9 protein-coding genes are annotated in these 14,435 nt (G+C 62.2%); 6 read left to right on the plus strand and 3 right to left on the minus strand.

The features are described from left to right. Positions 1 to 401: 401 nt before the first annotated feature. Entirely contained in the window at positions 402 to 1,568 is a 1,167-nt protein-coding gene (gene fucO / locus DW195_RS05000) for a lactaldehyde reductase (protein WP_022094861.1), read from the plus strand. 604 nt (positions 1,569 to 2,172) lie between these two features. Then, a complete protein-coding gene (locus DW195_RS05005; RefSeq protein WP_118206034.1) occupies positions 2,173 to 3,216 on the plus strand; it encodes a M42 family metallopeptidase in 1,044 nt (347 codons plus the stop codon). Positions 3,217 to 3,352: 136 nt separating this feature from the next. Here DW195_RS05005 and mnmA read toward each other — a convergent pair whose 3' ends face one another. Both mnmA and cysK read right to left on the minus strand, forming a co-directional pair. Beyond that, positions 3,353 to 4,576, minus strand: a complete 1,224-nt coding sequence (gene mnmA / locus DW195_RS05010) for a tRNA 2-thiouridine(34) synthase MnmA (RefSeq protein WP_255413539.1) — start codon at positions 4,574 to 4,576, stop codon at positions 3,353 to 3,355. A 57-nt stretch (positions 4,577 to 4,633) separates the two neighbouring features. After that, entirely contained in the window at positions 4,634 to 5,572 is a 939-nt protein-coding gene (cysK, locus tag DW195_RS05015) for a cysteine synthase A (RefSeq protein ID WP_118206036.1), read from the minus strand. A 253-nt stretch (positions 5,573 to 5,825) separates the two neighbouring features. Here cysK and DW195_RS05020 point away from each other — a divergent pair, with 253 nt between their 5' ends. Continuing rightward, on the plus strand, positions 5,826 to 6,254 hold the full coding sequence (locus DW195_RS05020) for an Rrf2 family transcriptional regulator (protein ID WP_118206037.1): 429 nt from the start codon (positions 5,826 to 5,828) through the stop codon (positions 6,252 to 6,254). A 142-nt stretch (positions 6,255 to 6,396) separates the two neighbouring features. Here DW195_RS05020 and DW195_RS05025 read toward each other — a convergent pair whose 3' ends face one another. Continuing rightward, positions 6,397 to 6,762, minus strand: a complete 366-nt coding sequence (locus tag DW195_RS05025; RefSeq protein ID WP_055250947.1) for a phage holin family protein — start codon at positions 6,760 to 6,762, stop codon at positions 6,397 to 6,399. 324 nt (positions 6,763 to 7,086) lie between these two features. On the opposite strand from DW195_RS05025, the gene DW195_RS05030 reads away from it, so the two are divergent. From DW195_RS05030 to DW195_RS05040, 3 genes are all read left to right on the plus strand, one after another. Then, the gene (locus DW195_RS05030; protein WP_022094855.1) at positions 7,087 to 7,386 is read left to right on the plus strand and encodes a YerC/YecD family TrpR-related protein; all 300 of its coding nucleotides are present in this window, start codon (positions 7,087 to 7,089) and stop codon (positions 7,384 to 7,386) included. Positions 7,387 to 7,543: 157 nt separating this feature from the next. Then, a complete protein-coding gene (locus tag DW195_RS05035; RefSeq protein ID WP_118206038.1) occupies positions 7,544 to 10,714 on the plus strand; it encodes a PD-(D/E)XK nuclease family protein in 3,171 nt (1,056 codons plus the stop codon). Between the two features lie 3 nt (positions 10,715 to 10,717). Beyond that, complete coding sequence (locus DW195_RS05040; RefSeq protein ID WP_118206039.1) at positions 10,718 to 14,350, plus strand: UvrD-helicase domain-containing protein; 3,633 nt, start codon at positions 10,718 to 10,720, stop codon at positions 14,348 to 14,350. Positions 14,351 to 14,435: the final 85 nt, after the last annotated feature.

Genomic DNA, 14,435 nt, shown 5'->3' on the forward strand with positions numbered 1-14,435 from the left:
TCGATCGAATTGGAACCGTCTTCTACTTCGTGCGGAGAATTGCGCTGTACGTTGCGGTACATGCAGCTGCAATAACCGCATGGGCAATTTCTAACAAAATGAATGACGCTATTTGCTGCATGCATTTTATTTACTATAAAGTATCCTTTTATAAACGTATTGTCAAACATATATTGCTAAAACAGAAACAATTTATTGACTGAGTTGGTCGTATTCTTTGGGCGATTGCTCCTATAATCTAGCCTTCGCTGCTGTCGGGAGGGAAGGACTGGGGCTCCGTTATTATGTTGAAACGCTTTAACACTTTTGACGTTCTCATGCGTTTTTTGTTTCAAAAGCGTTAGGATGGGACTCATAGCGTGGGGCGTAATGGGCGCCCCGCACACGATGGGAGGCTATCAATGGCTAATCGTTTCGTTCTCAACACCATCTCTTATCATGGTTCCGGCGCCATCAAGGAGATCCCCGGCGAGCTCCAGCGTCGCGGCTACAAGAAGATCTTCGTCTGCTCCGACCCCGATCTGGTCAAGTTTGGCGTTACCGCTAAGGTGACCGACGAGCTCGACGCTGCCGGCATCGCTTGGAGCCTCTACTCCGAGATCAAGCCCAACCCCACCATCCAGAACGTCAAGGACGGCGTCGAGGCCTTCAAGGCCGCCGAGGCTGACGCTATCGTGACCATCGGTGGCGGCTCCTCCATGGACACTGCCAAGGCCATCGGCATCATCATCAACAACCCCGAGTTCGCCGATGTCCGCAGCCTCGAGGGCGTTGCTCCGACTAAGAACCACGCCGTGTTCACCATCGCCGTGCCGACGACCGCCGGTACCGCCGCCGAGGTGACCATCAACTACGTCATCACCGACCCCGAGAAGGTCCGCAAGTTCGTGTGCGTCGACACCAACGACGCTCCCGAGGTCGCCGTCGTCGACCCCGACATGATGGCTTCCATGCCCGCCGGCCTTACCGCTTCCACTGGCATGGACGCTCTGACCCACGCCATCGAGGGCTACACCACCAAGGGCGCCTGGGAGCTCTCCGACATGTTCCACTTTGAGGCCATTAAGCTGATCAGCGAGAACCTGCGCGACTCTGTCGCCGAGGCCAAGTCCGGTCAGCCCGGCTCCGGCCGCGAGGGCATGGCTCTTGGCCAGTATGTCGCCGGCATGGGCTTCTCCAATGTTGGCCTGGGCATCGACCACGCCATGGCTCACACCTTGTCCGCTCACTACGACACCCCGCACGGCGTCGCTTGCGCCATGCTGCTGCCGATCGCCATGGAGTTCAACAAGCCGGTTTGCGCCGAGCGCCTGGCCAAGGTTGCCGTTGCCATGGGTGTTGACACCACGGGCATGAGCACCGACGAGGCTGCCGACGCCGCCATCGCCGCCGTCAAGCAGCTCTCTGCCGACGTGAACATCCCGCACGTCTGCGAGGCCATGAAGGCCGACGAGATCGAGGTCTTGGCCAAGGACGCCATGGCCGACGCCTGCTTCCCGGGCAACCCGCGCGAGGCGACGCTCGACGACGTCATCGAGCTCTTCAAGAAGATTTGCCCGGCTGCCTAGCCCAGTTTGGTGGTCCTTCGTCCGTAGGCGTATGGCCTTTTGACTTGCTGCTGGCCCCGCCGTGCGTAGCACGGCGGGGCTTTTTGTGCTGCGTCGATGCCCTGAGGCGAGCAAAACTAAGGCATGCTGCCCGCTGCGGATAGGTGGTGCACTTCTCAGCGTGCATTTTTGGGAGTATTCAGCAGGCTCTGAAAAATGCATAACGTTGTGAGTGGGCCGCAGCAGCCCGCAGACGCTCATCGAAAGCCATTGTGGGTGGGCTATCGATGAGCGGAGGGGGCTGCCACTGCGTTTTTGGTTTGCGCCGGCCTACAACACTGCTGCAACCGCGTCGTTATGTCGTTTGTGATGGGGCCGTTGGGGCCCACGGTGCTGAATACTCCGTTTTTTGCACGGTCCAAGGTGGGGTACCCTGAGACGAAGCAAATAGATGCCTCATTTTTATGCAGATACCGATAGGATTTATTCAAGATTGGGATTGTAAACCGTGTGTGTGCACAAAACCGGTGCGGGGACGTCTGGAGGCGGTTCGGCTCCTGGGGCATTGCACGTGCAGAACGGTTAAAATCGGGACTCGGTCTTAGTTTTACTTGGAAGGATGCATATGGCTTCTAATGTTGATGCTTCTCTAGAGGAGACGCTCTCCTATATCGCTGGACAGCTTAAGGCGCTTACCTCGATTGCTTCGCCTACGGGCTATACCCGTGCGGCGACAGACTATCTGATGGAAACGTTGCGTGATATGGGCTTTGGGCCCGAGCGCTCCAATAAGGGCAACGTGTTGGTTGAGCTTGGCGGCGAGGGCGAGCCGCTCGTGTTGGCGAGCCATGTTGATACCCTGGGCGCCATGGTGCGCTCCATTAAGGACAATGGTCGCCTGCGCCCCACGACCCTCGGCGGGCACCAGTGGTCCACGGCCGATGGCGAGAACTGCACCGTTTATACGCGCGACGGCAATGTCTACACGTGCGTGGTCCTCAACACCGAGCCTTCGGCGCATGTGGCCGATGAGCCGGTCAAGACCATCGAGAAGAACATGGAAATCCTGCTCGACGAGAACGTTGACAGCAAGGACGATGTGCTTGAGCTGGGTATTCAGACCGGCGATATCATCGCTATGGACCCGCGCACCACGGTGACGGAGAGCGGCTACATCAAGAGCCGTTTCCTTGACGACAAGCTGTCCGCGTCGATTCTGCTGGGTTTGGCCCGCGCCGTCGCCGACGGCGAGGTGACGCTTTCGCGCAAGGTATCGCTGCTCTTTACGGTGTACGAGGAGGTCGGCCACGGCGGTGCCTTTGTACCGGCCGACACGCGCGAGATGATCAGCGTGGACATGGGCTGCGTGGGCGACGACCTGGGCTGCACCGAGCGCATGGTTTCGATTTGCGCCAAGGATTCGGGCGGTCCGTACAACTACGATCTGGTAACCACGCTGTCCAACATCGCGCGCGAGCTGGAGCTCGATTACGCCATCGATGTGTACCCGCACTACGGCTCCGACGTCGAGGCCACGCTCTCGGCCGGCTACGACATTCGCCATGGTCTGATCGGCCCCGGCGTGTACGCGAGCCACAACTACGAGCGCAGCCACATTGACGGCGTGCGCAACACCTTCGAGCTCGTCCGCGCCTACGTACAGCGCTAACGATGCAGCGGCCTCGGCTGGCACGGCAGTACCGACCGAGGCCGTCCTCTCTAAGTTGCGGTGAAATAGGGACTGTTTAAGCGTTTAAAACCACCAAACAGTCCCTATTTCACCGCAACTTATGAAGGGGGTGGGGCTATTTGATGGCGGCAGTCACGGTGCCGCCGCCCAGGACGATGTCGCCCCGATAGACGACGACGGCCTGTCCGGGGGCGATGGCGCGCTGCGGCTCGTCAAAGGTCAGCAACATTTGCCCGTCTTCGCCGCGCGTAAGGGTCGCTGCCTGGTCTTTCTGTCGGTAGCGGTACTTGGCGCCCACGCGAATGCCGCCGGCATCGAGCTCGGCCTCCATGCACTCTGCCGGCGCGCTCCAGATCCACTCATTGGCAGTTAGCGCCGCCGCGGTTAGGTCCTCGGCTTCGCCCAGATGCACAATGTTGTTGGCGGCGTCGACGCCCGTTACGTACACGGGATGCGCCATCGCGACGCCCAGGCCCTTGCGCTGGCCGATGGTATAGCGCAACGCGCCGTTGTGGCGTCCGACCACGCTGCCGTCGCGCCATACGATATCGCCCGGTGTAGCGGGATGTCCGCACCGACGCTCGATATAGCCCGCATAGTCGCCATCCGCGATAAAGCAGATGTCCTCGCTTTCGGCCTTCTTGGCGTTGGCAAAGCCCTGCTCGGCGGCAATGCGGCGCACGTCGTGCTCCTTGTCCAGGCCTGCCAGCGGAAAGATCGTGTGCGCCAGGCGCTCCTGCGTAAGCGAATATAAAAAGTAGCTTTGGTCCTTTTTAGGGTCCTCGCCGCGATGCAGCTGCCAGGTTCCGTCGGACGCCTGGCTCGTTTTGGCGTAGTGACCTGTGGCGATGTAATCGCAGCCCATATTGAGTGCCGCATCGAGCAGCGCGCCAAACTTAATATGGCGGTTGCAGATGATGCACGGGTTAGGCGTCAGCCCCTCCTGGTAGGCGTTCACAAAGCGCTCGATCACGTTGCGGTCGAAGGTTTGCTGCAAGTCGAGCACGTGATGGGGTATCCCCAGGCGCTCGGCGACGGCCTTTGCATCGGCGATGTCGCGGTCGACCTTACTCATGCCCGTGGTGGGATCGGGCGCGGGGCAGGTGAGGCGCATGGTGGCACCGACACATTCGTAACCCTGACTTTTGAGCAGATACGCGGTCACGCTGGAATCGACGCCGCCGCTCATGGCGACGAGCACGCGCTTGTTGTGCATGGGGAGGTTCTCCTTGGTGGCATGTGGCCAAAAAAGAAAAGCGGCGCGGGAGGCTGGTTCCGCGCCGCAGACATTGTAGCAAGTTCGGGCGTCCTGTGGGACACCCTGTTGGGATGAGCTCAGGCTGCCAGAAGAGAGGGGAGACCGGCGTGCCTTGGACTCGTTCTAGGAACGAGAGCTCTAGTCCTGGAAGAGTGCCGTGGACAGGTAGCGCTCGCCGGTGTCGGCGAGCAGCGCCACGATGGTCTTGCCCTCGTTCTCGGGGCGCTTGGCCAGCTGCAGTGCGGCCCACACGGCGGCGCCGGACGAAATGCCCACGAGCACGCCCTCCTTGTGGCCCACGGCGCGGCCGGTGGCAAAGGCGTCGTCGTTCTCGACGGGGATGATCTCGTCGTAGACCTGGGTGTCGAGGACGTCGGGCACAAAGCCGGCACCGATACCCTGGATCTTGTGCGGGCCGGCCTGGCCCTTAGAGAGCACCGGGGAGGTGGCGGGCTCGACGGCGACGACCTGAATCTCGGGGTTTTGCTCCTTGAGGAACTCGCCCACGCCGGTCACGGTGCCGCCGGTGCCGACGCCGGCGACGAAGATGTCGACCTTGCCGTCGGTGTCGTCCCAGATCTCGGGGCCGGTCGTGGCCTTGTGAATGGCCGGGTTCGCGGGGTTCACAAACTGGCCGGCGATGATGCTGTTGGGGGTCTCCTTCTGCAACTCTTCGGCCTTGGCGATAGCGCCCTTCATGCCTTTGGAGCCGTCGGTGAGCACGAGCTGCGCACCGTATGCCTGCATCAGCTTGCGGCGCTCGACGGACATGGTCTCGGGCATGGTGATGATCACCTTGTAGCCGCGGGCCGCCGCCACCGAGGCGATGCCGACGCCGGTGTTGCCGCTCGTGGGCTCGATGATGGTGTAGTCGCCACCGCGCACGAGCTTGCCGGCCTTCTCGGCCTCGTCAATCATGTTCTTGGCGACGCGGTCTTTGACGGACCCGGCGGGGTTGAAGTATTCCAATTTGACGAGCACACGGGCCTTGAGGTCATCGTCGGCCTCGAAGTGGGTGAGCTCCAGAAGCGGGGTGTGGCCGATAAGCTGATCGATGGACGTGTAAACATTGCTCATGATGAACCTCCAAAGTGTTCAAGTTGCCGGTTGCCGTGTGGTTGTACGGTGAGTGCAACAGTAAAACCTATAAACCTTATAGGTTGTTCGTATTTCTGTTGGCAAGCATAGTAGACACTAAAGCCTAGTAATGCAATAGGAAATAGAAGATTATTACGAGTCGATTAACCACCTTGACGGGAATGGGTATTTTCAAAACCAATTTTTCGGCTAGAATTTCTACGGACTAAATGACCGAAAGGCAGCACCATACATGTTGGTTTCTACTAAGGGCAGATATGCCCTGCGCGTTATGGTCGATCTGGCCGAGCATCAGGCGGCCGGTCGCATCCCGCTCAAAGAGATCGCGGCGCGACAGGGGATTTCCGAGAAATATCTCGAGAACATCTTGGCTACGCTCGTGCGCGCCAACATGCTCTCGGGCATGCGTGGCAAGGGCGGTGGCTACGTGCTCACGCGCCCTCCCGAGCAGTACACGGTGGGCGAGATTCTGCGCCTGACCGAGGGTAGTCTGGCGCCGGTCGCCTGCCTGGATGGCGACTGCAAGGGCTGCTCGCGTTCGGATGAGTGCCCCACGCTTGACGTGTGGAAGAACCTCGACAAGCTCATCAACGACTACCTCGACGGTGTGACACTCGATCAACTTGTCGCTCCCAACGAAGGCTACGACTACGTCTTCTAACCCACACCTGCCATTTGGGGACGGGGTAGAAATGGTAGATTGTCTCGCTCTCTGAGACTTGACAAATTAGAAGGCCGCCCATTTTTGCGATGGGCGGCCTTTGTTTTGGGCTGTTGAGATGGGCGCGGTCGGAACGGCTGTTTTAGCCCTCGGCGATGCTGTCGAGGATGCTGCGCATGATGGATACCAGGATGCTGCCCATAAAGGCCGATCCAAAGCTGGCAATGGAGATGCCCGCGCCCAGCAGATTGACCGACAGGTAGCTGGCCAGCTCGAGCATAAAGCTGTTGACTACGAGCTGAAAAATACCAAGCGTAATAATAGTGAGCGGCAGTGAGATGACAGTCAGGAACGGCTTGACGAGCGAATCGACGATGTTGAGGAACAGTCCCACAAAGGCGAAACAGACCCAGGCCTCGGCAAAACCGAAGGGTTGGATGCCGGGGACGAGGAACGTGGCGATCGCGATGGCAATCGAGGTGAAGAGCCAGTTAAGCATAAAGCGCATGGCGTGAATCCTTTCTTGCGCCGGGGTTGCTGGCGTCGCGTGAAGCGGCTTGCGGCGGCGACCTGGATGGTTGCGCGGGCGCGCCGCGGTGTTTGGGCGCCCATTGTCTCAAATATTCATGGAGCTTACGTGCGCATTCGGTTTTTAAACGGCGTTCGTCCTGAAAAACGCGCCGCTGGCAGAGAGTCTTGTCGCTTTAGTTTGGTGGTGTGCTAAACTGCTACGGGCAAAAGCCACAGGCGTTGCCCTATTGCATAGAACGGGCGAACGATGCCCGATGTCAGTATCAACTTCGATGCCTTTTGGCGGGTTTGGCGGTGATCGATGAATATCGAGAACATGTTTGACAAGCCTGATGTCAAGCAGCTGGTCCACGCATTTAGTCTTTTGGATGACGAGAAGGATATCCAGGCGTTTTTAACCGATATCTGCACGCCGCGCGAGATCTGCGATCTTTCGCAACGTCTGCAGGTTGCGCGTTATCTGGATGAGGGCGAGCCTTATGTTGAGGTTCAGGCCCGCACCGGCGCTTCGTCCACCACGGTGAGCCGCGTGTCCAAGGCGCTTAATGGCGAGTACGGTGGCTATCGCAAGATCCTCATCAAACTGGAGGATGGCGAGTAGGCCATCGGCGACAAACGAATTGCGCAGAACCGTCCCTTCGGGGGCGGTTTTTTGATCCCTTGGGGACGGAGGAAATCTGTTGGCGTGGGGCAAATCTGTCCGCGTGGGCGGGTAGGATGGAAGTATTGATTATTGCGAACGGTTTGAGTGGAGGACCATGCCTGTTCGAATCTATACCACCAATGCCGGCACGGATTTGAGTGATGCCGAGTCGGCGCTGCTTGCCGACCTTGTTGACTGCCACGGACGTGCCGTGCTGCTGGCACCTACGTTTGCCGAGCTCGACCTGTGCCGTCATGATGCGGCGGAAGCCGGGATTTCGCTGGGTATTGACTACAAGACGCCTACATCGTGGCTTCGCTCGCTTTGGGAGCTTATGGGCGATGGCCGCAGCTTTGTGGATAACCTTCAGCGCCAGATGCTGTTCTCGGACATGATTGACCGCTGCGACGACGCTGCTCTGCAGCCGCTCTCGCGCAGCCAAGGCACGGTACGCATGCTTTCGCGTATGGCCCGCGATGTGTTGCCTGGCGTGGCGGGGACGGGCGACGAACGCTGCCGTGATGCCGCCGCTCAGCCCGAGCCCAAAAGCGACGCTGAGGCTCGCGTGTTCGAGCTTTTGCGTGCCTACGCGGGCGGTTTGGACCGTCGAGATATGGTCGAGCCCTGCGAGGCGGCCGACATTATGGCCGGTGCCCTGGCCGATAGCCTGCCGGCGTGCGCCCGCGCCGTATGCGTGCGCGGTATCACGTCGTTTACGCACGGTCTGCTCGAGCTGCTGTCTGCCGTGGCGAACAATGGGGGAGAGGTCGTCGTGCTGCTTGCCCGCGAGCAGGCGGCGATGCGCGAGGAGCTTGCCACGGCCTTTGATGTCCGTGGCGTGCTGTTTGAGGTCACGTCGCTGGGGGAGGGTGTCGGCGCGTCTGATGCCGCTTGCGGGACCGCCGCTCAGCCTGCCTTTATTGAGGTCGCCGGGCCCCATGCCCGTGCTCATGTCTATGCGGATGCCATCGATAAGTTGGTGAAAGTGCACAAGGAGTCCAAGGCCGATAAAGCTACTGCAACGCCCGCCGACCCCGTGCGCGTGCTCGTTGTTTCTGCCCGGGCACCCCAGCTGTTCGGTGAGCTCGCCTCTCGTCTGGCGGCTCGTCATATCGCCGCCGAGACGACTGAGTTCACGGCGTTTTCCCAGTCCATTGCAGGCAGGCAGTTTACGGCGCTCGCCAACCTGATCGAGCGTATGAAAGCCGCCGATGAGGGCATGGCGTCAAAGACCGAGTGGTGGCCCGCGCCGGAGCTTACCGACTGGATCTACAGTCCGCTTTCGGGCGCTGATGCCGTCAATGCCCGTACCTTCGATAAGAATATGCGTCTCTCGCGCAGCAAGACTACCGCGGGCGTTAAGAGCCTGCTGCAGAGCGTTCAGGGCCAGGTGAGGGGCGCGCGCAAGGCGGCGAGCGACGAAAACTGGTTTAAGAATGTGCCGTGTGTGGTCTCGGACGTGTTCCAGGCGCTGTGGCGTGACAAGCCCGTGGCGGCGCTCAAGGCCATGCTTGCCGTTGCCGAGGCGTTGCCCGATCGCTCGCTGGGCAGCTTGGATGGCCAAGCCCGTCGCCAGGCGGAGGTGGCCCTGCTGCGCCATGTCATCGACATCCTTATGAATGGCGCCCGCGCGCTCGACGTGTCGCAGGCCGCGACCGTGCCCGTGCTCGATGGCGTTCGCACCAAGGTGGACAAGCGTAGCACCGCCTACGATTACGAGACCTACGAGGTTGACCGCGCGCCGCGTGCCCAGGTTCGCTTTGCTTCGCTTGCCGATGCGGCGGTTCTGCGCCCCGGCAGCTACGATGCCGTGCTGTTTGCCGATGTCGACCTGGACAGCTATCCGCTTTCGCACGAAGAGGGTCCGCTGGCCACGCTGACGGCCGGGCTGCGCCGCGACGGCGTGTCTTTGGAGCCCGCCGCCCTGCTGCGCGTGCGCTTTGGCCGTGCAATGCAGGCGGCACGCGGCCCGGTTGCGCTTGCCCGCGTGACGCACGATCGCCAAGCGCGCGAGTGCTACCCGGCTGCCGTGTGGACCGAGTTGCGGGCGCATGCCGAGGCCGCTGAAGCTGCTAAGGCCGCAGACGCCGACAAGGCAGCTGACGACGCTAAGGCCACTGACGACGACAAGGCCGCTGGCGCCGACAAGGTGATGTGCGTGGGTGAGGGCGATATTGTAAGGGACTTCGATCCCGCGGCAGGCGAAGGTCTCAAGTGCGAGCGCGTGACCTGTGAAGCCCCTCAGCATCTGAGCGCCGAGGCCGTTCCATATCTGGTCCTGCGCCGTCGCGATGGCGAGGGCGAGGATGCACCGCTGGTACCGCGCCTGACGTCTGCCTCGCAGATCGAGGCCTATTCGACTTGTCCGCTATGCTGGTTCGTCTCGTACCGCGTGAAGCCCCAGTCCATCGACGCGGGCTTTGGCAATATGGAGAAGGGCAACTTTGTCCACGACGTGCTGGAGCACCTGCACGCCCGTCTGCCCCAAGAGGGCATGGAGCGCGTGACGCCCATGAATCTGCCGCGTGCACAGGAGCTGCTACACGAGGTCTTTGACGAGACCCTGGCCGAGCACGCCGGCAAGCGCGGTACCGAGGGCCCGCTGGTGCCGCTCTCCCCGGTGGAGGAGCGCCAGGTGGCCGAGATTTTGCCCCAGCTGGAGGGCGTGCTTGCCTACGAGTCCGAGGCGCTTGGCCCCTTTGTCCCGCGCTACCTTGAGTTCGCCTTTAATGAGCTTAAGGTCGAGTATGCCGGTTGGCCGCTTGGCGGGCGCATCGACCGCGTGGACGTGGACGCCGAGAATCGTGCCGTGGTGATCGACTACAAGCATCGCACGGGCGTTGAGGAGTTTAAGCTCGCCGACCCTACGGTGCGCGACGAGGAATCGGACGCAGCGCCCATCGACGATCCGCGCTGGTTGCCGCCACATACCCAAACGCTCATCTACGCCCAGGCCATGCGCCGGGCGCTGGATTTGGACACCCGCGCGGCGCTCTACTTTTCGACCAAGGGCGGCAAGCCGGCGTTGCGCGGTGCCGCGAGCGCCGAGCTGCTCGAGGAAGAGCGCGGCGACGGTCGCATCCCGGGCCTTAAGAAGGGCTTTCCGGGCGAGGGTGGCAGCATGGACTTCGACGCCCTGCTCGATCGCGTGGAGGCCGGCATCGCCGAGCGCCTGCGCGAGCTCGAGGCGGGCAACGTTGCCGCCGTCGACCCGACGTCGGTTCAGGCCGCGCATGCGCGCTGCTCGTATAACCACGAAGGAACGTTTGTAAGGAGGGACGTGTAGACCATGGATCTTTCGACCTTGATGCCGCAACAGCTGCAGATCGTCAAGACGCTCGACCGTCCGCTGTTTGTCTCGGCGGGCGCCGGTTCGGGCAAGACCTTTACCCTCACGCGTCGCATCGTCTACGCGCTCTCGCCCGAATCCGGTCCGTTCGTTGAGCATCTGGACCAGGTGCTCGCCATCACCTTTACCAAAGATGCCGCGGCCGAGATTCGCGACCGCGTGCGCCGTGCGCTTATCGACGAGGGCACGGACGAGGAAGCACTGACCGTCGACGACGCGTGGATCTCGACCATTCACGGCATGTGCTCGCGTATCCTGCGCGCACACGCGTTGGAGCTGGGCATCGATCCCGAGTTCACGGTGCTCACCGATACCGACGAGCTCATGGATCAGGCTGTTGAGCATGTGTTGGGTCGCGCGACGGCGCCCGATGCCGCCCCCGAGCTCGCGGCATCGCTCAAGGCCCTCTACGCCTGGTATCCCATGGCGGGCGAGGGCGGTCCCTTTGGCGCCGGCACGACCGTCAAAGGCCTGGTGCGCGATCTGTTGGAGCTATCGAGCCAGCTGCCGGGCGGCATGGACGATGTACACGTGGCACGCGGCCAGGCCGACACCTCGGCGCTGGCCGATGCCTATCGCGCGGCGTTGGGCGCGAGCAAGGCCGCGACCGAGAAGGCACAGACGGCGCTCGATGCCATCGACGCGTTCGAGGCGAGCGGCAAGACCATGGTCGATGCGGCGCGACTCATGATGTCGTGTACCATGCCGCGCGCGAGCAAGGCATTCCCTAAGGAGCAGATTGAGCTGCTCAAGGCCGAGGCCGCCGATGCGTTTATCAATATCGTGCTTGCCTGCGGTGGTCCGGCGCTCGATGCGCTGGTGGGCCTGGCCCGTTCCGTGGAGGCAGAGTATCGCGCGCTGAAGGCCGGCCAGTCCGCCCTCGACAACAACGACCTGCTGCGCATGGCCTATGAGGCGCTGCGCGACTACCCGGCTATTCGAGCGGCCTATGAAGGCCGCTTTAAGATGGTCATGATCGATGAGTTTCAGGATACCGACCAGATGCAGGTCGATTTGATTCGCTATCTGACGGGTGCGGGGGAGCGCGCGCTGTGCACCGTGGGCGATGCGCAGCAGTCCATCTATCGCTTTCGTGGGGCAGAGGTCGAGGTGTTCCGTCGCCAGGAGCGCAAGGTGGGCTCCTCTGCTGCGCCCGAGACCTCCGTCGCATCCGATGCCCCTGCCGGCGAGCTCGTCAAGCTCGTGCGCAACTTCCGCAGCCACGACGAGGTGCTGCGCTATGTGGCACGCGTCTTTGACGGCGATACCGGTGGTTTGATGCAGGGGTTCTTGGATCTTGAGCCGAGTGACGATCGCGAGGACAAGCTCAAGGCAAAGGCTTCGCGCCGCCAGGCGCTGCTCGTTGCCGGCGGCAGCACCCAGGAGCGAACGCAGGCGAAAGCTCGTGCGATTGCGGAGCGGTTCCAAGCGCTCGTTAAAGCGGGCCAGCCCCAGGGCGGCATAGTGCTGCTACTGGGCCGCATGACCAACGCCGACGTCTACGCCCAGGCCTTCCGCGACCAGGGGCTCGACTGCGTGATCGCAGGCGGTTCGGTCTTTGCCCAGGCTGCCGAGGTCCAAACGGTGCGTGCCCTGGTGTGCGCGCTTGCTAACCCGGCCGATACGGCGCAGGGCCTTATGCCGCTGCTGGCCTCACCGATGTTTGCGCTCGGCGCTCAGGAATTCCTGGCGCTGGCGACCAAGCTGGACGAGCAGACGGGGGAGACGTCGCGCCGCAACATCGATGCGGGCATCATGAGCGATTCCGATGTGCCCGGCTTGCAGGGCTTGCCACTGGTGACGCGCGCCCGCGAGGTGCTGCGCTATGCGCTGCGCCGCGTGGGACGTGATTCGTTCGCCAACATCGCGCGCGACGTGGTCAATGCTTCCGGCTGGTTCGTGCGTCTGGCGAAGCGCGGCCCCGAGGGCAAGGCCATTGCCGCCAACGTGCTCAAGGCGCTCGACGCCGTGGCCGAGGCGGAGGCCGAGTTTGGCAACTCGCCGCGTTCCATCGCGCTGGCCTTCGACCGCTTTTTGGCGGGCAAGGAAGCCCCGGGTGCCCTCAACGAGGAGGGCGACGGCGCGGTACGCATCATGACGGTGCACGCCTCCAAGGGTCTGGAATATCCGGTCGTGGCGGTCGCCGAGTGTTTTGGCGTGCGCAAATCGTCCGGTGCGGCACAGATGGGTCGCGTCGACGGCGGGGCGCAGGTCGTGGCGCTGCCGGCACGCTTCGACGGCGTTAAGCTCGCCGACGGAACCTTTGTGAAGGGCGACGACGTCAAAAAGCAGTTTGAGCATGCGTTTAAGGGCAAGGGCACATCGCTGTGGCTGCCGCCGGAGCTCATGGAGGATGTCTGCGCGACAGGTTCTCCCGCCGAGGCATTCGTTCGCCTGCGCAACGATGACCTGCGGCTCTCGCTCGAGGAGCGGGCCCGCTTGCTCTACGTTGCCATGACGCGTGCGCGCGAGCTGGTGATCTTGGCGATGGATGCCGGCGTGAGCCGTGGCAAGGTGTGTGCGCCGACCTTCGACGTTGAGACCGATCTGACCTACGACGTGCTGCGCCGTATTTTGCCGACCGACGCTCTGGACATGCCGCAGCTCGATGCCGACCGCCTGGTGTTCGACAACTCCCAGCCGGGCGACTACGAGCTCATTTCGCTCGCGGACTTTTCCTTTGGCGAGCAGGCGTTTGAGGCCAACGCTTCGCTGGATGCCGAGGGCAGGCTTGTCCGCGGCGATGCGGAGGCGGAGGGTGCCGGTGCAGATGCCCGCGCCGCCGTTCCCGGTCCTGCCGACCCCGAGCCCGATTCGTTTGAGCTTGTGTATCCCCAGGCGGTGGGCGTGCGCATGGGCACCTGTCCGTATCCGGAGCGCGATTCGTACAGCTACTCGTCAATTGCCGCGGCACTGCATGCCGAGTCCGAGGACCGTGCCGCCGAGGCACACGTGCCCATGGACGAGGCCGGCGATGATGCGGAGTCGGATGGTTCCGAGATGACGGATGCAGACGTGACCGCCGTTGAGCCCGCCGGCAACCCCATGGCGCTGGGCTCGGCGTTCCATGCTGCCTGCCAGTGGCTGATCGAGATGGGTGCCGACGCGTTGCCCGCTGAGCGCGCCGATGCGCTGGCACGCTTGTGGCGCCTGACGCCGGAGCAGCGCGAACGCTTCGACGTTGCCCTGGACCGCTGGCTCAAGTCGGCTGTTCGTGCCGACCTGCTCGCGTGGCCGTGCGTTCGCGCCGAGGTGCCGTTCTTTTCGCTGGGCTGTGAGGACGAGGACATCGCCCGCTACGGTGCATATGCCGAGGGCGCCATCGATGCACTGGCGACCGACCCGGCCGATCCGTCACGCGCACTGGTCATCGATTACAAGACAGGCGGCACACCGGACGAGACGTCGGAACAGCTGCAGGAGAAGCACGCCCTGCAGGCGCGTGTCTACGCTGATGTTCTGCACAAGACGGGCTTTGAGGCCGTGACCGTCAAGTTCGTCCGCGTGGAGCAGGCCGATCCGACCCTCTTCGTCGATCCCGCCGAGCCCCAAGTGGTCACCTACAATCTCTAGTCCTCAGATAACTTGCGGTGGAATACGGACTGTTTTGGCCAAAAAAGCCGCCAAACAGTCCGCATTTCACCGCAACTGCAAGAGG

It is taken from the genome of Collinsella sp. AM17-1 (assembly GCF_003470665.1).
In the GTDB taxonomy this organism is placed as follows: Bacteria; Actinomycetota; Coriobacteriia; order Coriobacteriales; family Coriobacteriaceae; genus Collinsella.

Excerpts from the sequence above, each read along its gene's own strand:
- DW195_RS05040 (WP_118206039.1), top strand. The coding sequence starts at position 10,718 with ATGGATCTTTCGACCTTGATGCCGCAACAGCTGCAGATCGTCAAGACG.
- cysK (WP_118206036.1), bottom strand. The coding sequence starts at position 5,572 with ATGAGCAATGTTTACACGTCCATCGATCAGCTTATCGGCCACACCCCG.
- DW195_RS05035 (WP_118206038.1), top strand. The coding sequence starts at position 7,544 with ATGCCTGTTCGAATCTATACCACCAATGCCGGCACGGATTTGAGTGAT.
- DW195_RS05020 (WP_118206037.1), top strand. The coding sequence starts at position 5,826 with ATGTTGGTTTCTACTAAGGGCAGATATGCCCTGCGCGTTATGGTCGAT.
- DW195_RS05005 (WP_118206034.1), top strand. The coding sequence starts at position 2,173 with ATGGCTTCTAATGTTGATGCTTCTCTAGAGGAGACGCTCTCCTATATC.
- fucO (WP_022094861.1), top strand. The coding sequence starts at position 402 with ATGGCTAATCGTTTCGTTCTCAACACCATCTCTTATCATGGTTCCGGC.
- DW195_RS05030 (WP_022094855.1), top strand. The coding sequence starts at position 7,087 with ATGAATATCGAGAACATGTTTGACAAGCCTGATGTCAAGCAGCTGGTC.
- DW195_RS05025 (WP_055250947.1), bottom strand. The coding sequence starts at position 6,762 with ATGCGCTTTATGCTTAACTGGCTCTTCACCTCGATTGCCATCGCGATC.